Origin of the sequence: Streptomyces sp. NPDC013455 (genome assembly GCF_040632975.1) — a bacterium.
Classification (GTDB): Bacteria; Actinomycetota; Actinomycetes; order Streptomycetales; family Streptomycetaceae; genus Streptomyces.
On the sequence record NZ_JBEYCX010000011.1, the window covers coordinates 52,919 to 77,237 of the forward strand.

The 24,319-nt window shown below is 70.8% G+C and carries 18 protein-coding genes and 1 pseudogene; 10 read left to right on the forward strand and 9 right to left on the reverse strand.

Annotated elements, in window-relative coordinates; translation table 11 throughout:
* Positions 1–12 precede the first annotated feature (12 nt).
* Both ABZ576_RS19245 and ABZ576_RS19250 read right to left on the reverse strand, forming a co-directional pair.
* Positions 13–4,005 carry a trypsin-like peptidase domain-containing protein gene (locus ABZ576_RS19245; protein ID WP_360741633.1) on the reverse strand — a complete coding sequence of 1,331 codons (3,993 nt, stop codon included), beginning with the start codon at positions 4,003–4,005 and terminating at the stop codon, positions 13–15.
* Positions 4,006–4,015: 10 nt separating this feature from the next.
* The gene (locus ABZ576_RS19250) at positions 4,016–4,375 is read right to left on the reverse strand and encodes a CU044_2847 family protein (protein ID WP_360741635.1); all 360 of its coding nucleotides are present in this window, start codon (positions 4,373–4,375) and stop codon (positions 4,016–4,018) included.
* A gap of 712 nt (positions 4,376–5,087) precedes the next feature.
* Between ABZ576_RS19250 and ABZ576_RS19255 the strand changes: the two genes are divergently transcribed.
* The 3 genes from ABZ576_RS19255 to ABZ576_RS19265 all read left to right on the forward strand — a co-directional run bounded on the left by ABZ576_RS19255 (position 5,088) and on the right by ABZ576_RS19265 (position 9,202).
* Positions 5,088–6,005 carry a hypothetical protein gene (locus tag ABZ576_RS19255; protein ID WP_360741637.1) on the forward strand — a complete coding sequence of 306 codons (918 nt, stop codon included), beginning with the start codon at positions 5,088–5,090 and terminating at the stop codon, positions 6,003–6,005.
* A 317-nt stretch (positions 6,006–6,322) separates the two neighbouring features.
* Entirely contained in the window at positions 6,323–8,794 is a 2,472-nt protein-coding gene (locus ABZ576_RS19260) for a SpoIIE family protein phosphatase (RefSeq protein WP_360741639.1), read from the forward strand.
* A gap of 129 nt (positions 8,795–8,923) precedes the next feature.
* Positions 8,924–9,202: a GlsB/YeaQ/YmgE family stress response membrane protein gene (locus ABZ576_RS19265; RefSeq protein ID WP_360741642.1), complete on the forward strand. Its 279-nt coding sequence runs from the start codon at positions 8,924–8,926 to the stop codon at positions 9,200–9,202.
* A 357-nt stretch (positions 9,203–9,559) separates the two neighbouring features.
* Here the strand turns inward: ABZ576_RS19265 and ABZ576_RS19270 are convergent, their stop codons facing one another.
* Both ABZ576_RS19270 and ABZ576_RS19275 read right to left on the reverse strand, forming a co-directional pair.
* Positions 9,560–10,894, reverse strand: coding sequence for an MFS transporter (locus ABZ576_RS19270; RefSeq protein WP_360741644.1), 1,335 nt, complete (start codon positions 10,892–10,894; stop codon positions 9,560–9,562).
* 263 nt (positions 10,895–11,157) lie between these two features.
* A complete protein-coding gene (locus ABZ576_RS19275) occupies positions 11,158–11,940 on the reverse strand; it encodes a DeoR/GlpR family DNA-binding transcription regulator (RefSeq protein ID WP_360742103.1) in 783 nt (260 codons plus the stop codon).
* A gap of 336 nt (positions 11,941–12,276) precedes the next feature.
* On the opposite strand from ABZ576_RS19275, the gene ABZ576_RS19280 reads away from it, so the two are divergent.
* The 4 genes from ABZ576_RS19280 to ABZ576_RS19295 are packed head-to-tail and all read left to right on the forward strand — an operon-like array spanning position 12,277 to position 17,023.
* On the forward strand, positions 12,277–13,848 hold the full coding sequence (locus ABZ576_RS19280) for an FGGY-family carbohydrate kinase (protein WP_360741647.1): 1,572 nt from the start codon (positions 12,277–12,279) through the stop codon (positions 13,846–13,848).
* Positions 13,841–15,346 (forward strand): FGGY family carbohydrate kinase, encoded by a 1,506-nt coding sequence (locus ABZ576_RS19285; protein ID WP_360741649.1) that lies wholly within the window; start codon positions 13,841–13,843, stop codon positions 15,344–15,346. Before ABZ576_RS19280 ends, ABZ576_RS19285 begins: the two co-directional genes overlap by 8 nt.
* Positions 15,343–15,948 (forward strand): histidine phosphatase family protein, encoded by a 606-nt coding sequence (locus ABZ576_RS19290; protein WP_360741652.1) that lies wholly within the window; start codon positions 15,343–15,345, stop codon positions 15,946–15,948. The genes ABZ576_RS19285 and ABZ576_RS19290 overlap by 4 nt, the downstream gene beginning before the upstream one ends.
* 25 nt (positions 15,949–15,973) lie before the next feature.
* The gene (locus ABZ576_RS19295) at positions 15,974–17,023 is read left to right on the forward strand and encodes a 2-hydroxyacid dehydrogenase (RefSeq protein ID WP_360741655.1); all 1,050 of its coding nucleotides are present in this window, start codon (positions 15,974–15,976) and stop codon (positions 17,021–17,023) included.
* Here the strand turns inward: ABZ576_RS19295 and ABZ576_RS19300 are convergent.
* Positions 17,020–17,583, reverse strand: a complete 564-nt coding sequence (locus tag ABZ576_RS19300; RefSeq protein WP_360741658.1) for a GNAT family N-acetyltransferase — start codon at positions 17,581–17,583, stop codon at positions 17,020–17,022. The two genes, ABZ576_RS19295 and ABZ576_RS19300, sit on opposite strands and share 4 nt — an antisense overlap.
* A 691-nt stretch (positions 17,584–18,274) precedes the next feature.
* On the opposite strand from ABZ576_RS19300, the gene ABZ576_RS19305 reads away from it, so the two are divergent.
* Positions 18,275–18,799, forward strand: coding sequence for a DUF4396 domain-containing protein (locus ABZ576_RS19305; protein WP_360741661.1), 525 nt, complete (start codon positions 18,275–18,277; stop codon positions 18,797–18,799).
* A gap of 211 nt (positions 18,800–19,010) precedes the next feature.
* On the opposite strand, the gene ABZ576_RS19310 is transcribed toward ABZ576_RS19305, so the two are convergent.
* The 3 genes from ABZ576_RS19310 to ABZ576_RS19320 form a co-directional block, all read right to left on the reverse strand.
* Positions 19,011–20,396 (reverse strand): cellulase family glycosylhydrolase, encoded by a 1,386-nt coding sequence (locus ABZ576_RS19310; protein WP_360741663.1) that lies wholly within the window; start codon positions 20,394–20,396, stop codon positions 19,011–19,013.
* 378 nt (positions 20,397–20,774) lie between these two features.
* Complete coding sequence (locus ABZ576_RS19315) at positions 20,775–21,194, reverse strand: SRPBCC family protein (RefSeq protein ID WP_360741666.1); 420 nt, start codon at positions 21,192–21,194, stop codon at positions 20,775–20,777.
* Positions 21,195–21,248: 54 nt separating this feature from the next.
* Positions 21,249–22,259 carry an aldo/keto reductase gene (locus tag ABZ576_RS19320; protein WP_360741669.1) on the reverse strand — a complete coding sequence of 337 codons (1,011 nt, stop codon included), beginning with the start codon at positions 22,257–22,259 and terminating at the stop codon, positions 21,249–21,251.
* A 317-nt stretch (positions 22,260–22,576) separates the two neighbouring features.
* Between ABZ576_RS19320 and ABZ576_RS19325 the strand changes: the two genes are divergently transcribed.
* Positions 22,577–23,161: an SMI1/KNR4 family protein gene (locus ABZ576_RS19325; RefSeq protein ID WP_360741672.1), complete on the forward strand. Its 585-nt coding sequence runs from the start codon at positions 22,577–22,579 to the stop codon at positions 23,159–23,161.
* A 225-nt stretch (positions 23,162–23,386) separates the two neighbouring features.
* The gene (locus ABZ576_RS19330) at positions 23,387–24,031 is read left to right on the forward strand and encodes a dihydrofolate reductase family protein (RefSeq protein ID WP_360741674.1); all 645 of its coding nucleotides are present in this window, start codon (positions 23,387–23,389) and stop codon (positions 24,029–24,031) included.
* A gap of 19 nt (positions 24,032–24,050) precedes the next feature.
* Here ABZ576_RS19330 and ABZ576_RS19335 read toward each other — a convergent pair.
* Positions 24,051–24,191, reverse strand: a pseudogene (locus ABZ576_RS19335) (IS630 family transposase); the annotation flags it as partial.
* Positions 24,192–24,319: the final 128 nt, after the last annotated feature.

Here is a 24,319-nt window from a genome sequence, read left to right on the forward strand (position 1 = left end):
CTACGTCGGCGGTCAGCCGGGGCCGAGGGAGGCGCGGGCGGGGTGTTCTGCGCCGAACTCCTTGTGCAGCCACAGTTTGAAGGGCGGAGGGCCGTTGCGGGTGCGGCGGGAGAGGAAGCTCCGGGTTTGCCGGCGTGCCTCGGCGGCGGACAGTGCGCCGTCGTGGTGGCGCCGCAACACGTCGCGTACGCGCCGCAGTTCCGCATCGTCGGCCGTGGGGTCGGTGCCACCCGCACCGCCGGGCGAGGGCAGGGTGGGCAGCCGTAACACGGCACGCTCGGCCTGAGCGGTGTCCGGGAGGAACAGGAGCATCGCGGCGTCACGCAGCAGGACTTCGGCGTGCAGCAGTGCCGCCTCGGCCGGGACCGAGGCGGACTCGGCGGCCCGCCGGGCACGGGCGAGGGCGTGTCCGGCCTGTTCGAGGGTGTCGTTCGTCATCTGCAGGGCCGCGAGGTCGACGAGCGTCTCCATGACGTGAGGGGCACTGCCGTGGCGCTCCCAGTGGTCCGCGGCGCGTCCGAGCATTTCCACCGCGGTGGCCGAGTCGTTGACGGACGAGGCCGCCCAGGCGGCGTTCCGGCAGGAGACTGCCGCGTTCGTCCAGTCCTCGACGGCCTTGTACAGGTCTTCGGCACGGCGATTGGAGGCGATGGCGTCGAACATCCTGGAGGCGGCGAACTCCGCGCGGGCGCGTTCGAAGAAGGCGGACGCGCGGGTTTCGGTGTCGGCCCAGCGCTCGGCCAGATCGGTCGCGGTGCGTCCCCATCGCAGGGCACGCGCGGTGTCACCCGTCTCCCGGGCCAGTAGGCAGGCGTTGATCGCGACGGGGACGGCCCGTGCCTCGCGGCCCATGGCGATCAGGACGTCGGCGGCACGTTCCGCGGCCACCAGGGCCGCGGGAAGGTCCTCCCCCTCCCACAGCAGCAGACTCACCTTGAAGTCGGCTTCCGCCGCCCAGGCGGTGAGGGCGTGCTCGCGGGCGATCTCCCCGGCGCGCCGGGCGGACTCCAGTGCCGCTTCGGCAGCGCTTTCCGCGAGGGTGTCGGCGTTGAGGAGGCAGGCTTTGACGGCTTCCTCGGGCTGGCCGTGGCGCAGGTGGAGGTCGACCCGTGTGCCGTTGACGTCGAGGACCGCGTCGAGTTCGCCCCGGGCGGAGTACAGCACGTGCAGCCCGACGGCCAGATCGGTCGCCAGGTCCAGCCATCGGTGGTGCTCGGCGAGGTGCAGCGCGGAGTGGAAGCGGGTCGGGTCGAGTTCCCCCGACAGGTCGGCGTCCCGGCGCTGGTCGTTGACCTCGGTCAGGCGGTCACGCAGGTAGGTCACCGAGCGGTGCTGGAAGTCGTGTACGTCTTCTTCCGGTTCCTCCTGGGCGAGCCGTTCCTTGGCGAAGAGCAGCACCAGGTCGAAGAGGCTGAACGTGGCGAGCAGCCGGCCGTCGAAGGAGCGGACCGCTCGCTGTCCGGCGAGGCTGCGGTCGACCAGCCGGTTCAGCAGCTTCTCCTGGTCGTAGGCGGGAGTGTCCAGGCAGTGCCCTGCCTCGGGCCCGGTGAGCGCGAACCCGGGGGCGGCCGCGATGAACCGGAACGTACGGGCGACGTCGGGTCCCAGGATGTCGTAGCTGAGTCCGATCGCAGCACGGACCGCGCGGTCGCCGGCGTCGAGGTAGTCCAAGCGCGTGGTCTCCCGTTCCAGCAGTTGCAGGAGGTGGTCGGGAGACAGGTCGGGCCGGCCGGCCATGCGGGCGGCGACCATGCGCAGCGCCATCGGCACGTCCGCGCACAAGTCGGCGATCCGGTCCAGGGTCTCGTGCTCGGCGCCGGTCGTCCCCGGGTCGCGGTCCTCGTCCCACCCGGTCAGCACCTCGATGGAGGCCGCGCGGTCCAGCGGAGCGACCCGGAACACCAGTCCGGGGTCGGCGTACCCCTGCACGCTGTCGCGGGAGGTGACGATGGCGCCGCAGGTGGCAGGGACCTTCACCAGCGGCGCGACGTGCTCGGCGTCGAGGGCGTTGTCGAGGACGAGCAGGACGCCGCGGTCCCGCAGCGCGGCGGTGAACGCCTCGAACAGATGGGCGTCGCCACGGGTACCGCCACCGAGGTCGAGCCCGAGCGCTTCGCTCACCCTCCTGACCACGTCCCGGGGGTGCTTGCGAGCCTCGGGGACCAGCCCGGCCAGGTCGACGTAGCAGACTCCGCCGGGGAAGGCGGGAGCGAGTGCGCGGGCCGCCTCGACGGCGACCGTGGAGGTGCCGACGCCGGGCTGGCCGGACAGGAAGGCCGTCGCCTTCGCACGGCGGCCCATGCGCCGGTCGACCTTGCGGACGACTTCGGCGACCAGGCGGTCGCGGCCTGCGACGTACGGGTCGGGGTCGGGCAGCCGGGTCATCTGCGCGGCCAGTGCCGACAACTCGGCCCGGTGGTAGTACGACGCCGTCGCGGCGCGCGGCGGGATCGACGAAGCCGATGGTCCGGTGGTTCCGCTCGCCCCCGACGACGGTCCGGCGCCCTCCTGCGGTCGGTTTCCCGAGCTGTCGTCGCCGGTGAGGGTGCGGGCCAGGACCGCCTCGGTGGAGGTCGAGCGCAGCGGCGGGAGTTGTGCCTCCAGGGCACGCAGGAAGGCCGAGAGGGGCAGGGTGTGCCCGTCGGTGAGGGCGGCCGCCAGGTTGCGACGGCCCGTGTCGGCGAGTTCGGCGAAGAGCGGTCCGCGCACCTCGTCCGCCAGGACCCGCCGGAAGGACGCCAGGAGTTGCCCGGACGCGGACTCCTCCGCCTCGTCGGCGGCTCCGCCGAGCGGTCCGGCCCACCGGCGGAGAGCCTCCTGGTGCCCCGTGGTGGAGCGCAGCAGTACCCGGGGGTCGAGTCCGCGAGCATGCAGCCGGGCCCGGAAGTCGCGTACCGGGACACCGTCCGGATCGTCTGCGCCGGCCTTCCTGATCAGGTCTTCCACCAGCGGTCCGAGTCGTCCGGCCCCGCGGCAGGCGTCGTCGAGGGCGGTCAGGACCCGGGCGGCCTCCAAGGCCGCCTCGCGCGGACCGCCCCCGTTCCCCTGGGTTCCCGGTGGCGGGGGTCCGGGCGCGGACAGCAGCGGGCGGCCGTACACCGGACCGGGCGGGAGGCTCGGGGGGTCTTCACCGGAGACGGCCGCTCGACCGGAAGGTACCTCTGCACCGGAAAGAGCCACTTGACCGGAAGGGACCGCTGCACCCGAAGGAGCCACTTGACCGGAAGGGACCGCTGCACCCGAAGGAGCCACTTGACCGGAAGGGACCGCTGCACCGGAAGGGGTCACGGCACCGGAGACGGCCGCTTGACCGGAAGGGGCCGTTTCTCCGGAGGGGGCCGCCCACAGGACGGTCTCCGGCTCGCCGGCGACCAGGACGATCCGGCGGACGAGGGCGAGTCCGCCGACGGTCCGCAGCAGGTCGGCCAGGTCCTCGGTGCGGGCCACCCACACCGAGTCGCGCAGCCAGCCGTCGGTGCTGTTGTAGCGGCCCGACACGACTCCGGCCACGGCGCCGTCCGACAGGCGCAGTACCGGCGCACCGCTCATGCCGGGCATCAGCGACGTCGACGTCAGCCGGCCCAGTGCCACCCCGCTCCCGCGGACCGTTCCTCCCTGCCAGACGCCGGTGGCGTCCAGGTGCCGGTACTCGTGGCCCTCCTCGTCCTCCACCTCCGACACCCCGGTGACCACCACGTCGGTCAGGAGGGCGAAGGTGTCCGTGGGCACGAGCCTCGGCACCGGCCCGGGCAGCGGCTCGTCGCGGCGCAGTACGGCCAGGTCGTGCGCCTCGTCGACGGCCAGCACCTCCGTGGCGCAGGCTGTGACCGAGCCGTTCAGCGCGTCGGTGCTCACAAGGTCCCCGGGCCGGTCGCAGCCCAGCTTCTCCAGGATGTGGCAGGCCGTGACCACATAACCCGGCGCGATCTGGAAGCACGTGCCGGCGGCCTCACCCCATGCGCTCAGCACCCTCCCCAGGTGCCGCGCGATGCGTGCATCCCCCATCGGTCCCCCGTTACCGGGCCTCTCCCTCGGGCGCCTGCGTGGGCGTTCGCGAGGCGTCATACACCACCCGGACCAGCAAGGACGCCTCGCTCGCCGCCCCGGCCACCACGACGTTGCCCTGTGCCGAGAACTTCAGGCCGAACTCGATCTCCAGCGACTCGGGCCGCGCCGCGCGCTGCCCCAGGCGGTGGACGGCGTCGGCGGCGGACGCCGCGATCTCGACGAGCGCGTCGCGGGCTCGATCGAAGGCGTTGACGACTCGGTCCCCCGCGTCGGACAGTCGGGACGTGGACTCGGATCCGGCCACCGGGATCGTCTCCACGAAGAGTTCGACGTCACCAACGCGAGTCGGAAGTATGCGACTTGCCATGGATACAAGTTGTCACACTCCAGCCCCTCGCGATGCCGGAATGCGCACACTTCCCCAGCAGCCGTCTCGTCGAACAGGCCGGAACGCCGAGCGGCGCCTCGGCCCGCCCCTGCGGGCCGGTCGATGCGCGCAGAGGTACAGGGGCCGGGGCGGGGTCCCGGCCTCGGCGTCACGCGGTACGCCGTCACCGGCGCACCAGGCCGGCACGTGGTGCCGGACGAGTCGCACCTCGCCTACCGTCGCCACTACTACGGCGAACCGATCCGGCCGGTAGAATGGGTTCTGAAGGTGCCCGTCCTCGGCCGGCAGGACCTCACCGCCCAGGACTTCCGCATCAGTCAGCTGTTCGAGGGCGTCGTCGACGTCGATGCGCTCGGCTCCTGCACCGTCGACTCGGCCATCGTGTCGATCTCCATCCCGCACACCGCTGAGGACGTTGCCGCCGCCGGCCCGGATGTCACCCGGCCCTGTCGCCGCCGACGAGAAGTCATCGGCCTCTGCGGCGACGCGACTTGCCGCGACCAGCGGCACGACCAGCCCTGGCCGGCCACGACTGCGCGTCCTGGTCTCGGCGTTGCCGCACGTTCTCTTGTGCATGCCCGGCTGCTCACTTCTCCCGGCTGGTCTGCCGGCTGGTCTCCCGGCGGGGAGACGGCGTCGGTGGCCGGCCCCAGCAGATCGAGCTCGTACAGCCCCGATTGGACTCCTCGCGATGACCGAGTACCACGTCGCCACAGACCATCTGGACCCCGACACCTGCGAGGTCACCACCACCTACCTCGGCACCTGCACACAGGAGCGCGCCGACGAGGTCCGCGCCATCGCCCTCCTGCCGGACACCGGCCGCTGGGTCAAGGACCACCCGCGCCAGGCCGGCGCCTTCGTCGTCCTCCGCGACGACGGCGATCTGGACGTGTTCGTGCCGACCGACGCGCCCGAGTTCCGTATCGACGAGCCCGGCCCGGGCGCGGACACCGGCGATCCCGAGAGCATGCCGCGCGGTGCCGCCGGACCGGCCTACATATCGGGTGCCGTGAAGTTCGGCTCGCAGTCCATCGGGGGCGCCATGGACCATCCGGAGTCCGGGCCGCGGATCACCTGGCACACCACCGAGTCCCCGGCCGGCGCCTCGTACTTCAGCTCGGTCGCCCTGTACCTGATCCGCGTCGCATCCGAGCCGCAGGTCATCTACGACCCGAAAACCGACAGGATCGGCCAGTTCGGCCCGCTGAACAGGTCCGCCCGAGCGCTGAGGAACGACGGCGGCCGCCGCACGAACCGTGAGGGCAAGGTCAACATCCAGGTGGAGGTCCTCGGGCGCGCGGCCAGCCCGTGGACGAAGGGGTTCGACGCTTCGAAGAAGCCCAACTTCCGGAAGGTGCTGGCCGCGGGCCGCGCCTGGGGTGTCCCCGACAGCTGGCCGGCCGGGAAGCCGCCCGCCTACCCCTCCGGACAGTCGCCCCGGTCCCGCACGGTCTGGCAGTCCAAGCCCGGGCACTATGCCCACGCACAGGTCCCTGGCAACGATCACGGCGATCCGGGCTCCATCGACATCAGCGTCGTCCCGGGCAAGGCACCGGCGACCCCGCCGGTGGGCTCGCCTGCGGAGGTGTCGCGTGTGCGGAGCTGACGTCGGCAGCGCCATGACGCTGGGTGAGCCGCCGGGGCGGTCGATCGCGGTGGGGGTGATCGGGTGGTGAGTGGTACGAGCGTGTCGGCCGGGGAGGCCGTTGCGCCGGATGTCGTGGCGGGCCGACTGTCCGCGTTCCGATGCCGTCTCACGCCAGTCGGCGGTCAGCTGGAAACGGCGCCCGCAACGGCCACCACCCGGTCGGGTGACACCGCCGCCGTCGCTCTTCTCCGCTGATGCCCTTCTCAAGGATGGATCCGCTTCAGATCACCGCGCCGAGCTGGGCATCCGTGCTCTGACCTGCGCACACTGGAGGTATGCGCGGGTTGCCCGCAGACGGGGTGGCGGAGCGTGAGGACGTGCTCGCGGCCGCCGTGGTGGAGGCCGTCCAGGGCACGAGCGCGTACGCGGGAAGCATCTTCCTGCGTTCCCGCGACCGCCGGTCGATCGTGCTCGCCGCGACGTTCGGCGTGCCGCCCTCGTTGCTGGGTGGCTGGCGCCTCATCGCGGCGAGCAGTCCCATCCCGGTCGCCGTGGCCTACGCGTCCGGGCGCACGGTCCACCTGGCGAACGCCGAGGAGACGGTGCGGCGCTATCCGCAGCTCGCTGTGGCCCTGCCGTACGCCTTCGGCTCCTGCTCGGTGCCGGTGCGGGCGGGTGGCGGGGAGCTCTTCGGCTCGCTGGCGATCGTGTGGCCCGCTTCACCGGGCAGCGAGGGACTGTCCAAGGCGCAGCGTCGCCAGCTGCGGAACGTCGCCTGCCGACTCGGTGCTTTCCTGGCCGAGCACAGCACCCGTACCGGTGTTCCGGTCGAGTGTGAACCGGGGACGCCGGCCGTCGAGGTTCCCCCTCACTCGGCGGCGGCCGTGCGCGTGGGCCTGTTCGACTGGAACCTCGGCTCCGGCATCCTCGACGTGGACGACGCGTTCTGCGCGATTTTCGGTCTGGATCCCGGCGCTTTCGACGGACGCCCCGAGACACTCGCCTCGTGCCTGCACCCTGGTGATCGTGCCGCCTTCCGGGCCTGTGCGCGCGAGGCGGGCGGGGGTGGGATCACCGCGCGGCGCCTGCGCGTACGGAAGGGCGGCGACGGCGGCGACAGGTACCGCCCGGTCGAGTTGTGGGGCCGTGTGCCGGAAGGGGACGGCGTAGGCGCGGCCGCTCATCTGGTGGGCGCGGTCGTGGATGCCGGAGCGGGGGTCGCGGCCGTGGCGGCAGTCGAACGGCTGCGGGACGGACTGTTCTCCCTCGCCCCCGACGGGCGTGTCACCTACGTCAACCGCCGTGCGCTGCGGCTGCTGGACGTTTCCGCCGACGAGGTGATCGGCCACTGCCTGTGGGACGTACTGCCGTGGCTGTCCGACCCCAGCGTCGAGTACCGGCACCGCTCCGCGATGATTTCGCAGGCGCCGTCCTCGTTCCTGATGGGCCGGCCGCCAGACCAGTGGCTCGCGTTCTTCCTGCACCCGCAGCCTGACGGGGTGACCGGCCGGGTGGTTCCCACCGCCCCTCCCCCCTCGGCCGGGACGGCCCCCGCGCTCCCGCCGGCGTCCGCGCCCGCCACCGCTCCGGCGCGCCTGGGGGCGATGTACCACGTGCTCCAGCTCAGCAGCGCACTGACCGAGGCGGTCACCACACACCAGGTCTGCGAAGTCGTCTCCGACCAGCTCCTGCCCGCTTTCGGGGGCCAGCAGATGGCGATCTATGTGGTCCGCAACAACGCGATGCACCTTCTGCACCACACCGGCCACCACGAGACGTTCCTCGACTGGCTCGAGGGTTTCCCCCTGCATGCCCGTATGCCCGGGACGGAGACCCTCACCTCCGGCGCTCCTCTCTTCATCGAATCCCAGAGGGATCTCGTCAGGGGCTACCCAGGCATCCCCACAGGAGAGGTGAACTCCTGGGTGTACCTGCCCCTGATCGCCTCCGGCCGCCCGGTCGGCACCTGCGTCCTCGGCTTCGACGCGCCTCATCACTTCACGGAAAAGGACCGCGGCATCCTGACCGCACTCGCCGGGCTGATCGCCCAGGCACTGGAACGAGCACGGCTGTACGACTCGGAGTTCGCCGTCGCGCACGGCCTGCAGCAGGCGCTCCTGCCGCACCGCCTGCCAAGAGTTCCGGGCATCCGGACCGTCGCACGGTACCTGCCCGCCACCAGCGGTATGGACATCGGCGGGGACTGGTACGACGTCATCCCCACCGGCAGCGGGGTCCGTCTCGTGATCGGTGACGTGGAGGGGCACAGCATCGCCGCAGCAGCCACCATGGCGCAGTTGCGCAGTGCGGTACGCGCCTTCGCGGCCGCCGACCACGCACCCGGCGACGTGATGTCGGGCGTCAACCGCACCCTCATCGACCTCGACAGCGACCTGCTGGCCAGTTGCTGCTACATCCAGCTCGAAGCCCACCGCGAGTACGGCTGCGCGGTCACCGCCGGCCACCCCGCTCCCCTGCTCCGCCTCCCCGACGGTACGACGACCGCCCTCGGCCTTGACGTCGGAACGGTTCTCGGCGTGGACCACGCGAGCGTCTACGTCCCCACCCGTATCGCTTTCCCGCCGGGAGCCGTCCTCGTCCTCTACACCGACGGCCTGGTGGAGAAACCCGGAACCGACATCGGCGTGGGGATCGACCGCCTGCGCGTGTCACTGGCCCACGCCCTCGCGGACTCACTGGACGAACTCGCCGACCGGCTCCTGCACCACGCGCGCGGCTCCGCGTACCGGGCCGACGACATCGCCCTGCTGGTCACCGAGCACAGCTCCAGCCCGCCGGCGCCGTAGCAGGCGCGGGGTCGCCGCGCGCCGCTCTCGCCGGTGACGAGGGTTCATCCAAAGAAGACGTTTGTTCCGCGGCAATCGGTATAGACGGTGAACTAACACAGCCTTTATGCGACGGGATGGAGAGACACTATGGGCATCATCGCGTGGATCATCATCGGTCTGCTCGCCGGCGCCATCGCCAAGGCCATCATGCCGGGCAAGGACCCGGGCGGCATCATCATCACCATGCTCATCGGCGTCGCCGGCGGCCTGCTCGGCGGCTGGCTCGGCAAGGTGATCTTCGGCGTCGACTCCGTCGACGGGTTCTTCGAAATTTCCACCTGGATCGCCGCGATAGTCGGCTCCCTCATCCTGCTCGCCCTCTACCGCCTCATCACCGGAAACCGGCACACGCACCGTCACGCGTGACCCGCTGGACGCCATACGCGTCCAGTCCTTCCCGGACGGCTCCCCCCTGGTTCCCAGGTCGGGAGCCGTCCGCGTGTCCGGACCGGGGGGCCCGGGGGGCGGGCCCCGCGTGCTCGGGAGCGCCGGCACGTGGCGGTATGGCCAAGCCGGCCGCTTTCACTGTCCGAAGCGTCGAATTCCGGCGAGTTCGTTCGTACACATACGGCTTTTGACCGGCCCCGGCAGGTGAGCGCTGGCCTCGCTTTCACCGGTCACACGACCTCGGCTCGCGAATGAACAGACAGCGTTGGGCCGCGTGTTCCGGTCGCGCAACGGCAAAGCGCGCGGAGAGCCCGGGGGCGGTGTGGGACGTGGCGGTTACACCGTTTCCGCGCTCGCCTCGACAGGCGTCGACGCGGGGCCGTCGGGGGTGGGGGCCGGCTCGGGCAGGGTGAGGAAGAGAGTCAGGAAGGCGCTCGCCAGGTAGAGCCCGGCGAAGATCCACATCACGCCCTGGACGCCGACCGGTCCGAGGAAGACGCCGACCACGGCGGGGCCTACGAACGTGCTGGCCCCGGCCCCGAGGTTGAGCGCCGACATGGCCTGGCCCTTGTGTTCCGGTGCCAGGGAGGGCATGAGCGCGGAGAGCGGTACGTAACCGGCGAGGGTGGCACCGAAGAGACTCACCAGCACCATCGCCAGGAGGAAGTTGTCGCCCGCGGCCACCGTCCCGTAGTAGAGCAGCAGCGTGGTGACGGCACAGCCGACTCCGCCGAACCAGGCGACGGTCCGCTGCCAGCCGAGGTGGTCGCCGACGAGGCCGAAGATCAGGTTGAAGAAGATGTTGGTGGCGAACATCGCCGACAGGAGCTGGAGCCACTCGGTGAGTGAGAAGCCCAGCGTGTCGGTGAAGAAGACGGGGAGGAAGACGAGGAAGCCGAACTGCGCCGCGGTGTTGACGGTGCGGACCACCGCGCCGGTGCCGATGCGGGGGTTGCGCCAGACGATGGAGAGCGAGCCGAGCAGTGTGGCCACCGGGCGTTCGCCGGCGGGCGCGAGGCGCTTGCGGCCCGTGGGCTCGCGTACCAGGAGCAGAGCGATCACACCGCCGGCCACCACCAGGGCCAGTGAGAACCACAGGGTGCGGTAGGTGCCCCACCACGGCACGGTGAAGCTGGCGACCAGAGAGCCCAGGGTGGGAAGCCCGCCGGTGAAGGCGAACCAGAACCAGCCCACGGCCGAGCCGAGCCGGTGCCGGGGCGTCACCGCCGTCACCCAGACCAGGAAGCCGTAGGCGAAGAGTGGATAGCCGAAGCCGCGTGCGCCGTAGCTGATCAGCAGCAGCCAGTAGTGGTGTGCCGGTACGGCGAGGCCGAGGAAGACGATCTGCAGTGCGGTCCAGATACCGAGGCCCAGCATCATCACGCGGCGCGGGCCCCACAGGTCGGACAGCGCCCCGGAGAACCAGGCGGAGACGCTCGCCGCCACGCCGTACACGGTGAACAGCAGCGCCACGCGTTCCTTGGAGACTCCTTCGTCGAGCAGGTAGGGAGAGAGGAATCCCGATTCGACACCGTCACCGATCATGAAGATCAGGACGCCGAGGAAACCCCAGCAAAGGGCCTTCGGAATACCGGCACGATCCAGCAGATTCCGCGGCTTTGTTCTGTCGGACGGTGGAGTGGAATTCAGGGGGACGGACACGGCGGCCACCTTCTTGCGTATATGAGGAGAGCGGAGTGCCGTAAGGCGTGGGAAAGATGAAAAGACCGCTCTCGGGCGGGGTCAATCCGTGTGGGAGAAGACCACGCGATGCTCGTACGCAGTGGCGTGAAATCGCCGTTCCCCGAAGCCGTGACTGATCCGGCCGCGGAGCGATAGCCGCAGCTCAGGCAGTACGTCGGGATGCCTGAGGGCGTTGCGAGCCGAGTGACAACCGTGTGACGTTCACGTGGCGTCGGGTGCCGGTGTGCTGCTCACGGCCCGGCGATCGCGCGGACTTCGACGCCGTTGTCGCGCAGTCGGCGTACCTCGGCCGCCGGGGCCGCGTCATCGACGACGACCAGGTCGAAGTCGGTGAGCGGAGCGAGTGCGTACAGGCCCTGATTGGCGAACTTGGTGTGGTCGATGATCAGTACCCGGCGGGTGGCGGCCGCCATCATGGCCCGTTTCACCTGCACCGTCTCGGGTGACATGTGGTAACACCGTCCCCCTGTGACCGCAGTGGTGGACATGAACAGCACGTCCGCGCGGTACGACTGCACGCTCTGCGCCGTGTGCACTCCCATGAAGGCGTCGTACGCCGGGAAGTAGGTGCCGCCCAGGGCCACCAGTGCCACACCGGGTTCACGGGCCAGTGCCGAGATGGCCGGCAGCGAGTTGCTGATCACTGTGATGGGCGTGTGGTCCGGTACGTGCCGTACCAGGTTCAAGCAGGTCGTCGAGTCGTCGATCATGACGACCTGTCCGGGTGCGAGCTCGGCGGCGGCGGCACGCACGAGCAGCTGCTTGGTCTGCACCATCGTCGTCAGACGTTCACTGGTGCTGCCGTGGAACTGGGTCGAGGGCAGACAACTGGCCCCACCGCGGACCTTGCGCAGCCATCCCTGGGCCTGGAGGGCGTCGAGGTCACGGTGGATGGTCATGACGCTCACGCCGAACTCGGTCGCGAGGTCGGCGGTGCGCACGAACCCCTTGCTCGTGACGAGGTCCCGCAGCCGGTCCCGGCGCGCCTCCTGGGCGTCCGTCCGGGCGTCCAGACCAGCCATGACGGCCGCTCCTTCCGGGAGTGGGCGGGCTCCCCGGCCGAACCGGAGGGGACGAGTCAGAAAGAGTGGGTGTGAAGCTCACACGAACATAACACGCCGGGAGCGGTTCACCGCCAGAGTCGTGCCGGTCGGGCCGTGGTCGTACGAAGGGGCGCACGGATCCGGGCCGGTATCTCACACCTCTCGCCGGGGTGACTGCGGGATAATCACCGTGCTGATTGACGTCACCTCCCGGTGGGCGTTTCCCTGATTGCCGCGAGCCGTAAGCGGCCTGGCGCCGTCCGGGCCCCCAGGCGCGGCCTTTGTGAAGGGGCAGGTATTGCAGTCATGGCGGTTCTCACCATCGACGTCGGGACCTCGGTCATCAAATCAGTCGTGTTCGACGACCAGGGCCAGGAAATGGCGGTGTCCCGCATCGGCACCGAGGTCCTGCGGCCCCGTCCCGGCTGGGCGGAGCAGGACATGGACGCGGTCTGGAACGGGGTCGTCTTCACCGTGCGCAGCGCCCTGTCCCGGCTCGGTCCCGCCGAGGAACCCGTGTGGCTGGTGAGCTTCACGGCGCAGGGCGACGGCTGCTGGCTCGTGGACGGGGACGGACGTCCCACCGGCTCGGCGATCCTGTGGTCCGACGGGCGCGCCGGCGACCTGCTCACCGGCTGGCAGGCGGACGGCGTCCTGGAGCAGGCGTTCCGCCGCAACGGCTCGCTCACCTGCAGCGGCATGCCGAACGCGGTGCTCAGCTGGCTGGCCGAGCACGACCCGGAGCGACTGCGGCGCTCCCGCACCGCGCTGACGGCGGCCGGATGGCTGTTCCTGAAGCTCACCGGCGTCACCGCCGTCGACGAGTCCGACGCCTCGGCGCCCTTCCTCGACCACGGCACCGGCGCGTACGACCCGGTGATCCTCGACCTGTTCGGGATGGAGTGGGCCGAGCCGCTGCTGCCGCGGATCCTCGGAGAGCACGAGCGCATCGCCGAGATCACCCACCGCACCGCCGCCGAACTGGGCCTGCCCGCCGGGCTGCCCGTCGTCATGGCCCCCTACGACATCGCCGCCACCGCTCGCGGCGCCGGAGCCGTCGATCCAGGTCAGGCGTGCGCCATTCTCGGCACCACCCTGTGCACCGAGATCGTCGCCCGCGAGCCGGACACCACCGGGGAGCCCTGCGGCATCAACATCGCCTACCGCGGCCGGGAACGTGTCCTCCGCGCGTTCCCCACCCTCTCGGGCACCGAGGTGCTCGACTGGGCCTGCCGCACCCTGGGAGTGGAGGATCCCGCCGCCCTCGGCAGGCTCGCCTTCGGGGCCGAGGCGGGCGCGGGAGGGCTCGCGTTCATGCCGTACCTCTCGCCGGCCGGAGAGCGCGCCCCGTTCCTCGACCCGCGTGCCCGCGGCGCCTTCTGGGGTCTCTCCCTCGACCACACCCCCGCTCATGTCGCCCGAGCCGTGTTCGAGGGCCTGTCCGTCGTCGTCCGCGACTGTCTGGCGGCGTCCGGGACGGACGTCCACGAGCTGCGGCTGTGCGGCGGCGGATCCGCGAGCGACGCCTGGTGCCGGCTCATCGCGAACGTGACCGGAGTACCGACGGCGCGCAGCGCCGACACCGAGCTCGGTGCCAAGGGCGCGTTCCTCACCGGTCTGGTCCTCACCGGGGCGGAGAGCAGCATGCACAGTGCCGCCGCCAAGTACGTGCGGATGCAGACCAGTTGGGAGCCGGACGTCCAGACGGCCGCGTTCTACGACGGCTTCTACCACGCCTACCTCACCTGGCGCGACGCCGCCCGCTCCCTGGGCTGGACACCGTCGCCCGCCTTCGCTCCGGCACCCGCGGCCGAGGACGCCTCCCTCCCCGCCCCGGTCGTACCCGCCACGCACACCCCGGAGACCCCGCATGTCTGACGCCCTGTCTCCCGACGCCGTCCACATCGGACTCGACCTCGGTACCCAAAGCGCCCGGGCGGTCGCCGTCGACGGTACCGGCCGGCTGCTGAGCGCCGCCTCCCGCCCGCTGAACAGCCGCCGTGACGGCGTCCGCCATGAGCAGGAGCCCGAGCAGTGGTGGTCCTCGCTCGCCGCCGCCTGCCGCGAGGCCCTGACGGGCATCGCCCCGCAGCGCATCCGCGGCCTGGCCGTCGACGCCACCTCCGGGACCGTGCTCCTGGCCGACGCCGGGGGCGCCCCGATCACCCCGGGGCTGATGTACGACGACCGCCGCGCCGACACGTACGCCGACCGCGTCAACGCGTCCGGCGCGGGCGTGTGGGAGAAGCTCGGCTACCGGACCATGCAGCCCTCCTGGGCCCTGCCGAAACTGCTGTGGCTGCTGGACGACCTGGCCCGGCCCGGCGCCGCGGGACTGCCCAGCGGCACCCGCCTGCTGCACCAGGCGGATCTCGTCACCTGGCGGCTGGCCGGACACCAGCTCGCGAGCGACGCCAGCCACGCCCTGAAGACCGGCTACGACCTGATCGACGAGCGGTGGCCCGAGGCCGAACTCGATGCGCTCGGCGTTCCGGGCGAACTGCTCCCCGATGTCGTACGACCGGGAACGGTCATCGGTACCGTGTGCGCGCGGGCCGCCGAGGCGACCGGCATTCCGGCGGGCGTCCCCATCACGGCCGGCATGACCGACGGCTGCGCGGCGCAGATCGGCGCCGGGGCGCTGAGCCCCGGAGCGTGGAACTCGGTGCTGGGCACCACGCTGGTGTTCAAGGGCGCGAGTTCCCACCTCGTCCGCGATCCCGGCGGCGTGGTCTACTGCCACCGCGGCCCCGGCGGCACCTGGCTGCCCGGCGGCGCCTCCAGCAGCGGGGCGGGCGTGATCGCCCGCCGTTTCCCCGGCTCCGACCTCGATACGCTGACCGCGCGGGCCGCCGCGACCGGAGGCACCGCCGTCGTCTACCCGTTGGCGGGAGCCGGTGGCGAACGCTTCCCCTTCCGCGCCCCGGATGCCGTGCCGTTCACCCTCGGTGCGGCCTGTGGCGAAGCGGAGGAGTTCCACGCCTGCCTGCTCGGGGTGGCCTTCGTCGAACGGCTCTGCTTCGACTACCTCGACCACCTCGGCGCCCCTGTCGGCGGTCCGCTGACCTTCACCGGGGGCGGCGCCCGCAACCGGTACTGGTCGCAGCTGCGCGCCGACGTCCTGGGCCGCCCTGTCGGTATCCCGGAGCAGGCGGAGAGCGCCGTCGGCATGGCCGTACTCGCCGCCACCGCCTCGGGCGCCACACTGGACGAGGCCGCGACCGCGATGGTGCGCCTGCGGGAGGACCTCCGGCCGGACCTCGCCCGCACCGCCCGACTGCTGCCGGTCTACCTGGACTTCGTCGACGAACTCGTCCGCCGCGGTTGGCTGGAACAGTCCGCGGCCGACCACGCGCACGGAAAGGCCGCCCAGTGACCGACTTCGTTCTCGTACGCCATGGGGAGACCGTGTGGCACGCGGACAACCGTTACGCCGGCCGCACCGACGTGCCGCTGACCGCCCTCGGCCGGCGGCAGGCCGCCGAACTGGGAGAGTGGGCCGCCGGGCAGCACCTGGACGCCGTGCTGTGCTCACCCCTGTCCAGGTCCCGGCTGACCGCCGAACCCGCCGCGAACGCGCTCGGCATGCCCCTCTGGGTCGATGAGCGCCTGTACGAGGTGGACTTCGGGCGGGGCGACGGGCTCACCCGCGCAGAGATGGCCGAGGTGTTCCCCGACGCGCTGGCCGCCTTCCTCGACGACCCCGTCACCCACCATCTGCCGGGGGGAGAGGATCCGGCGGCGGCGGCCGAGCGGGCGGTCGCCTGCCTGGAGGAGACCGCGCTCAAGCTCCCCGACGGGCGCGTCCTCGTGGTGGCCCACTCCACTCTGCTGCGCCTGGTGCTGTGCCGGTTCCTCGGCATCCCCCTGGCCCGCTACCGCCGGGTCTTCCCCCGTCTGCACAACGGCGCACTCACCGAACTGCGGCTGCGCGACGGCCAGGCGTCCCTGCTCCGCTTCAACGCACCTGTTCACTGATCCTTCGCCCTCCGGGAGAACCACCGTGCCCACCACCGTCCTCGCCGCCGGCGACCACTTCGTCCTGCCCCGGCTGCTCGAACAGGAACTGCGCGCCGCCGCCCGCGACGACGTCGAACTCGACATCCGGCAGCTTCGGCTGCCGTGGCCGCACACCCCGTTCGGCAAGGTCGCCGAGGTCGATGAGGCGTCCGGGACCGAAGAGGAGATGATCGAGGCGCTGCGCGGCGTACGGATCTGCGTCACCCAGATGGCGCCCCTCACCGAACGCGTGCTGGCCGCCTGCCCCGACCTGGAACTCTTCTGTGTCAGCCGGGGCGGACCGGTCAACACCAACCTGGAGGCCGCCACCCGCCACGGCGTCGCCGTCTGCTACGCGCCCGGCCGGAACGCCGTCGCCACAGCCGAACACACACTGGCGCTCATCCTCGCCGCCGCGCGCGGGATCGGCGACGTCCACACCGACCTGAGGAACGGGACGTGGCGCGGGGACTACTACGACTACACCCGCTGCGGCGTCGAGATCGAGGGCTCGGTCGTGGGCCTGGTCGGCTTCGGAGCGATCGGATCGCGCGTGGCACGCGTCCTCGCCGCGATGGGCGCGACGGTGCTCGTCCACGATCCGTACGTCCGGCCGGAGTCGGTCGCCGGCGTGGCACGGCTCGTGTCGCTGGACGAGTTGCTCAGCCGCTCCCGCATCGTCTCCCTGCACGCCCGTGTCACGGACGAGACCCGAGGCATGATCGGACAGGCCCAGATCGAGGCCATGCCGCAGGGCTCCGTCCTCGTCAATTGCGCCCGCGGCGCCCTGGTCGACTACGACGCGGTGTGCGACGCCCTGGACTCGGGGCATCTGGCTGCCGCCGGCTTCGACGTGTTCCCCGTGGAGCCCGTACCGGCCGGCTCCCGTCTGCTGTCCACCCCGGGCGTGATCCTCACTCCTCACATCGCCGGCGCCAGCCGCGAGGTCGCGCACAAGGCGGCCCGGATCGTCGCCGCGGAGGCCGGACGATTCCTTCGCGGTGAGCCGCTCGCCCACTGCGCCAACCCCATGGCCGGCCCGGTGTCGCTCTAGTGCACCGGCATCTCACCGCAGCGTGACGGTTGGGAAGGATCGCTCTGGAGCACGATGACCAGGTCGAGGACGGGTCCCGTGCTTTCGACCGGTGTGGCGTCGAGTTTCTCCAGGACATGGAGCATCGGCATGTTGCCGGCCGCCACCGTGGCGGCCAGTGCGTGGTGTCCCACGCGGCGGGCGACGGTCGCCGCGTGTTCGGCCAGCGCGGTGCCCAGTCCATTGGTCTGCCACGCGTCCTCGACCAGGATCGCGAGTTCCCCTACTCCTTGCTGATCGGTGTGCATGACGTTGGTCATGGCGATGATGTGGTCGGTACGTCCGGCCGGGGTGGTCACCAGGGTGGTGCCGCGCTCCGGGCTGGACAGGTGACGCCATTCGGCGGCGGTGAGTCCGGACTTGCCTGCGTGGTATCGCAGGGCTCGGGTGACCGGCGAGCAACGGCGGTGCATTTCCTGGACGGGTACGAGGTCGACGGGGGCCGCCTCCCGGGTCCGGGTGGCGGTGCCGTCCGTCAGCGTGATCGAGTATGCGGCGTCTCGTCGGCCGGCGTCGGGCATCGATGTTCTCCTCGCATTGCGATCGTGACTGTTGTGCCGCGGACCCTGGAGTGTCAACGCGGCCTCGCTACCGCAGCAGTCTTTTGCCGCCGACAGGCCGACTCAAGGCGACTTCGCGTCACGTCGATTGCACTGCGCTTACAGATGACCACGCAGTGAAGTGGAAAATGAAGGAGTTGTGGTCGCCGCCGGCGCCGATTGTGAGCGTGGTTCGCGCGATCTGCCAAGGATTTCGGGCCGACCGGCTGTGGCGAGCCCCACGGGTTCCGACTGGCGTAGGCGCAAACGTTGCCGTAGCCATCCGGGCAGCCGCGTGCCTCGCACTCCTCCCACGGCCCGGGGAGGCCGGCCCCGGTCGCCGTGTCCGCCTCGCCGCACGCTGTCCGGCCACCCCGACCCGGCGGACCGCCGCGCAGGCCGGCGCCGGGTCAGCACCCGCGCTCGGCGGGGACGAGAAGTCGGCACCGGGTCGGCGCCCACTCTCTGCGGGGACGAGAAGTCGGCACCGGGCCGGCGCCCACTCTCTGCGGGGACGAGAAGTCGGCACCGGGCCGGCGCCCGCTCTCTGCGGGGACGAGAGGTCGGCGTGCCCGCCGTGGAAGCCCCCTTGGGGAATACCCCCAGGGGGTATATGGTTCCAGGTGTGGGATCCGGGAACGGGTCACACTGGACGGGAATGGGGATGAACGTCATGGATCACACCGCTCACCACACCACGAGCGCGCAGGACCACGCCGCCCACGAGGGCCACCACCGTCACGCCCACGGCGGTCACGGGGCCGGGGCGTCCTGGCCGACTGCGGCGAGGGCGACGCTGCACTGCCTGACCGGGTGCGCCATCGGCGAGATCCTCGGCATGGTCATCGGCACCGCCCTCCTGTGGGGCAACGTGCCGACCATGGTCCTGGCCATCGCGCTCGCGTTCGTCTTCGGCTATTCGTTCACCCTGTTCGCAGTCCGCCGGGCGGGCCTGGACTTCAAGACCGCGATCAAGGTCGCGCTCGCCGCCGACACCGTCTCGATCACGGTGATGGAGCTCGTCGACAACGGCATCATCGCCCTCGTGCCCGGCGCGATGGACGCCCACCTGTCGGACGGGCTGTTCTGGTCGTCACTGCTGGGCGGTTTCGCGGTCGCCTTCGTGATCACCACGCCCGTGAACAAGTGGATGATCGGCCGAGGCAAGGGCCACGCCGTCGTCCACGCCTACCACTGACCACTCACGCGAACGTGCCCGGCACACCGTGCGGTGTGCCGGGCACGTTCGCGTCCCAGGGGGTTGGCCGGAGGCACACCGGGGGCTCGTAAGGCGGCCGACCTGGTCCTCGACCCCGACAAGCTCACCCGCTGCATCGATCAGTGCACCGCCTGCGCCCAGACGGGAGCGCTCCCTCTTTGGGAGCGCTCCCAATTGACGGGTCGGGCCTTCAGCTGGTGGGGAAGGCGTCAGAGGTACTGATGCGGCTCTTGATCAGCGCCCCGGACTCGGTCAGCACACCGCTGCTGCTGTAGTCGGATCCGTTGCAGGTGCCGGACTTGAAGGCCGCGCTGCTCTCGTTGGCGTCGGAGTAGGTCCAGTTCGCGTAGCTGATCTTCAGTTGGTCGAGCAGGTCCAGCCAGGCCGTGGTGCTCGCCCGGTCCATCGCTCCGCCGCCGGTGGCGCTCACCGTGCCGAACTCGGTGACGAACAGCGGGAGTTTCGTGGCCGCCCGGCTCACCGTGGCACGGTAGTTGTCCTTGTGGCTCGCCGCGTAGAAGTGGAACGCGTACATGATGTTGGTCGCGTTGACCGGGTTGTTGACGACCTCGGTCTCGTTGGAGCCGTCCGAGACACCCAGCGAGGACCAGCCGCGGGTGCCGACGATGACGACGGCGTCCGGGTCGGCGGCCCTGATCACCGGGATGACCTGCTCGGCGTAGTTCTTGATGGCCGTCCAGCTCACCCCGTTGGGCTCGTTGGCGATCTCGTAGATCACGTTCTTCTTGCCGGCGTTGCGGGCGGCGACCGAGGCGAAGAACGTCTTGGCGCGGTCGAGGTTGTAGTTCGGGTCACCCGGCGTCAGGGTGTGGAAGTCGATCAGTGCGTACATGCCGCGCGCCTCGGCCATGTCGACGTAGCTGTTCACGCGGCTGGTGAAGCCGGCCGGGTCGGTCTCGTAGCCGCTCTCCTGCACGTACATGGCGATGCGCAGCAGGTCCGACTTCCAGTCCTTCGCCAGCGCGTCCAGGGACGCGTTGTTGTAGCACTTGCTGAACCACTGGATGCCGTGCGTGCTCATGCCCCGGAGCTGGATGGGGCGGTTGTACTGGTTGCACAGGTTCACGCCGCAGACGTGGAGCTGTCCGTTGACGCCGACGGGGGTGGTGCCGCCCGGTGCGGGGTCGGTCGGCCCGGGCTCCTCTCCCCCGACGGACCCGGTGCAGGCCACGCCGTTGAGCGTGAAGGCCGTGGGCGTGGGGTTGGCACCCGAGAAGGTGCCCGTGAATCCCAGGTCGGTCGACGCGCCGGTGCCCAGCGAGCGGTTCCAGTCGACATTGGTGGCGGTGAGCGTCGTGCCGGACTGCGACCAGGTGGCGTTCCAGCCCTGGGCCAGTTTCTGTCCCGCGTCCGGCAGTGTGAACTTGAGCGTCCAGCCACTGACGGGGTCGCCCAGGTTGGTGATCTTCACCCCGGCCTGGAAGCCGCCCGTCCACTGGCTGGTGACGGTGTAGTCCACCTTGCAGCCGGTGGCGGCCACCGCCTGGGGACCGGCCACGGCCATGAGACCCAGGGCCGTCGCACAGGTGGCCAGTAACGCCAGTATGCGTTTCACAGCATCTCTCCTCAGCGAAGCGGAAGCCATTTGGGAGCGCTCCCAAAGTCCGTCGGCCCGAGACCGTACACCGTCGCATCGACTCTCGTACAGGCATGCGCCAGGGGAACTGTGGGGCGATGCCGGCGGCCCCTGCTCACCCGGGCGGTGCCGAGCGCCCGCGGATTGCCGCCGGGCGCCGAGGAGTTCTCGGTCCTTTCGACAGGAGGTGCGGCGGCGCGAGTCCGGCCTGGGCGCCGCAAGCCGCGTCGGCGCTGTTGCAGCGGGGTGACTGCCGCACCCGTGGCCGCAACCCGAGGGCGGCTTCGCCCGCCAGGCACCGACGGCCGCGGCCCGGGCACGCGCGAGGCGTGTCCGGGCCGTGCGAGGCTGCGGATGTCAGGCGGCGAGTGCCTGGTGGAGAGCTTCGAGGCCGTCCGCGTAGATGCCGGTGAAGAGGTCGACGACCTCCTGCTCGGTGGCGCCCCGGGGGTTGAAACGGCCGGACCACTGGACCTCGGCCACGTCGTCCCGGCCCGGGACCGTGTGGATCCGGAGGGTGGCGACGTAGCCGTCGACGGGGAACGGCGCCTCGAGGATGACGTAGCTGTAGTGACGCTCGGCCTCGTCGAAGCCGACGAGGCGCTCGATGATGACGTCGCCGTCGGGGTTGGCCAGACGGCGGACCCGGCCGCCTTCGAGGGAGGTGCTCTCAGCGATGTAGGGAAGCCAGTCCGGGAGGCTGTCGAAGCCGCCGATGAGGTTCCAGACCTGCTGGGGAGAGGCGGGGACGATGCGGGAGACGGACGTGGAAGCCATGGTCGTGCTCCTGTTGCTGTGCGTGGAGAGGAGAAGGGAGCCGGGGCGTGGGGCTCAGGCGTCGGTGGGGAGCGGGGCGGCCGGGCTGACCAGTCCGGCGGCGCGAAGCTCGGCCCAGAACGCCGCGGGGATCGTCTCCCTCAGGGCGGCGGTGTCCTCGGCGATGCGGCTGGGCCGGGTGGCGCCGGGGATGACGGCGGCGGAGGCGGGGTGGGCGAGGGAGAACTGCAGGGCCGCGGCCTTGATGCCGACGCCATGCTTCTCGGCCAGGGCCTTCAGCCTGCCGACGCGCTCGATGATCTCGGCAGGGGCCTGCTGGTACTCGAAGTGGGTGCCGCCGGCGAGGACGCCGGAGCTGTACGGCCCGCCGACGACCATGTCGACGCCCTGCTCCTGCGCCATGGGGAGCAGGCGGGTGAGGGCGTGCTCGTGGTCGAGGAGGGTGTAGCGGCCGGCGAGGAGGAAGCCGTCGGGCTTCGGCTCGTCGAGGGCGAGGGTCAGCTCGATGGGCTCGGTCTTGTTGACACCCAGGCCCCATGCCTTGATGACGCCCTCGTCGCGCAGCCGGGACAGCACCCGGAAGGCGCCCGTGCGGGCCTCCTCGAACTTGCCCAGCCAAGCGTCGCCGTGGAAGTCCTGGGCGATGTCGTGCACCCAGACGATGTCGAGCCGGTCGGTTCCCAGGCGCTTCAGGCTGCCCTCGATGGAACGCTCGGTGGCCTCGGCGGTCCACTCGTGCAGGATCTTGTTCGGGTTTCCGTGCTCGAACAAGCCGCCCTTCTCGCCGAAGTCGGGCACGTCCGTCTCGTGCTCGTCGAGGATGACACGGCCGACCTTGGTGGACAGCACGTACGCGTCACGCGGCTTGGCCGACAGGACCTGGCCCAGCCGCTCCTCGGCGAGGCCGGCGCCGTAGAAGGGGGCGGTGTCGAAGAAGCGGATGCCCTGGTCCCAGGCGGCCTCGACGGTGGCGCGGGCCTCGTCGTCGGGGATCGCACGGAACATGTTGCCGAGCGGCGCGGTGCCGAAGCCGAGGTGGCCGGGAAGGATGTGCTTGAGGGACATGCGAATGCCTTTGCGAATGGGGGGCGGAAGGGCGGGTACCTCCGCCGTGTGAACGCCGCAGCTGTGTGCAAGCGGACCTTTCGGACGATGACGTTACTTGCATACGCGGGTTAAAGGCAAGCGCGGGTTAATGCGATTGCCTGGTATCTGTGCTGCCGGTCATGGGGCCGCCGCGCGGCGGTAGCCCCTGGCAGCGCCGAGGAGGCGCCGGGCCGCAAGCGTCACGGACACGATCGACCGCAGCCGACACGATCCGGTACGCCGGCTACCGCGTCCCACGCCCGGGCTGTGCCGTCGGCGGCCGGCTGGGATCTTGGATGATGTCCGGCATGAACACGGAAACATGGGACCCGGTCGAGTTGGCCGCCCTCCGCGAGATCATCGCGTCACACGCCGAAGCGGCACCGCCGGCAGGCTGGGAGGCAGTGCGATCCTTCGAGGCGGAACACGGCATCGTGCTCCCCGAGCCCTACCGCACGTTCGTGGCGGAGATCTGTGACGGACTGCGTGCCGGACCGCCGTACTACGGCCTGCTGCCGCTCGCGCAGACACCCCCGGACTGGGGTCAGGACCGTCCCGATCGCCTGCTCGCCGAACCCTTCCCGCTCACCGAGGCGTGGCTCTGGGAGGACGACGAGACCGAACTGCCGGAGCAGGAGTTCTCGGCCCGGACGAACGCCGTGTTCGACCACGGCTCGCTGCTGCTGGGCACCGACGGCTGCGGAATGTACTGGCACCTGATCATCACCGGCCCGCAGCGCGGCAACGTCTGGCAGATCGCCGGCGAGGGCGCCATACCCTTCGGCACCCACTCCCCCGACGCCCTGATGCCCGGCGAACCCGGCTTCACCGGGTGGGTGACCCACTGGGCGGAGGGCCACTCCTGGTTCGGGGACGTTTAGTGCTCTGACCGTAATGGTTCGACGGGTCGGCGGTTGGAACGGCTGGATGGGCGGTGATGTCCGTTGCGGTGCATGTGAGTGGTCGCGGCGGCCACACCGCCAACAGGGCGGCTTGCTGACTCGTCTTGGAAAAAGTTGTGGGTCGCTGTCGATCTGGCCACGTCCCGTTCGACGTCATGATGTGCGGCGCCTCGCCCCACGATGACGCGACAGGACCGAGGAAACATGGATCAACTGCTGAGAGTCATGAACTTCAACGTCTCGAGTGACGGAATCGGTGCCGGTGAGCACCAGAGTCTCGAGCGGCCGTTCGGCCACGACCATCCCGAGAAGCTGTTCGCCTGGGCCGGAGCCACAGCGAGCTGGCCCATGCGCACGGACCCCGGGGGGAACCGGGGCCTCGACGACTACTTCACGCGAGACTTCGCACGCAACATCGGCGCCGAGATCATGGGCCGCAACAAGTTCGGGCCCCAGCGCGGGCCCTGGAACGATCATGAGTGGCGCGGCTGGTGGGGGGAGGAACCCCCGTTCCGCACCCCGGTGTTCGTCATGACCCACCACAAGCGTCCGTCGTTCACCCTCTCCGACACCACGTTCCACTTCGTCGACGGCGACCCGGCCACGGTTCTCGAACGGGCGCGGGAGGCGGCGCAGGGCAAGGATGTCCGGCTCGGCGGCGGGGTCACCACCGTCCGGCAGTTCCTTGATGCCGGCCTCGTCGACACCATGCATGTGGCGGTCTCGCCGGTGCAGCTCGGGTCCGGACTGCGACTGTGGGATTCCCCCGATGAGCTGCTCGACCGGTTCCATCTGGAGGTCGTGCCCAGCGCGAGCGGCGTGACGCACCACCTGTTCTGGCGAAGGTGACGCCAGGGCCCGCTCGAGTTCAGGCCGCGGCCGTGAGGGGGCGTCCGCCCCAGCGGATGCCCTTCTCACCGCGGATGCGGGCACGTTCCTTGCGCTGGGCGGCGAGCACGTCGGGGTGGCGGGCGTTGTCATTGCGCCAGCGCAGGTAGCGGTGCGGGGCGAGTTCCGATACGCGGCCCAGGACACGGCTCGGTCTGGACCGGCCGGCCGCCGGCACTGAGCAGCAGGTCGTACCGGCCGGGGCGCTCATGCGTTGCGGTCCGTTCCGGCCGGCCCGGTGGCACGGAC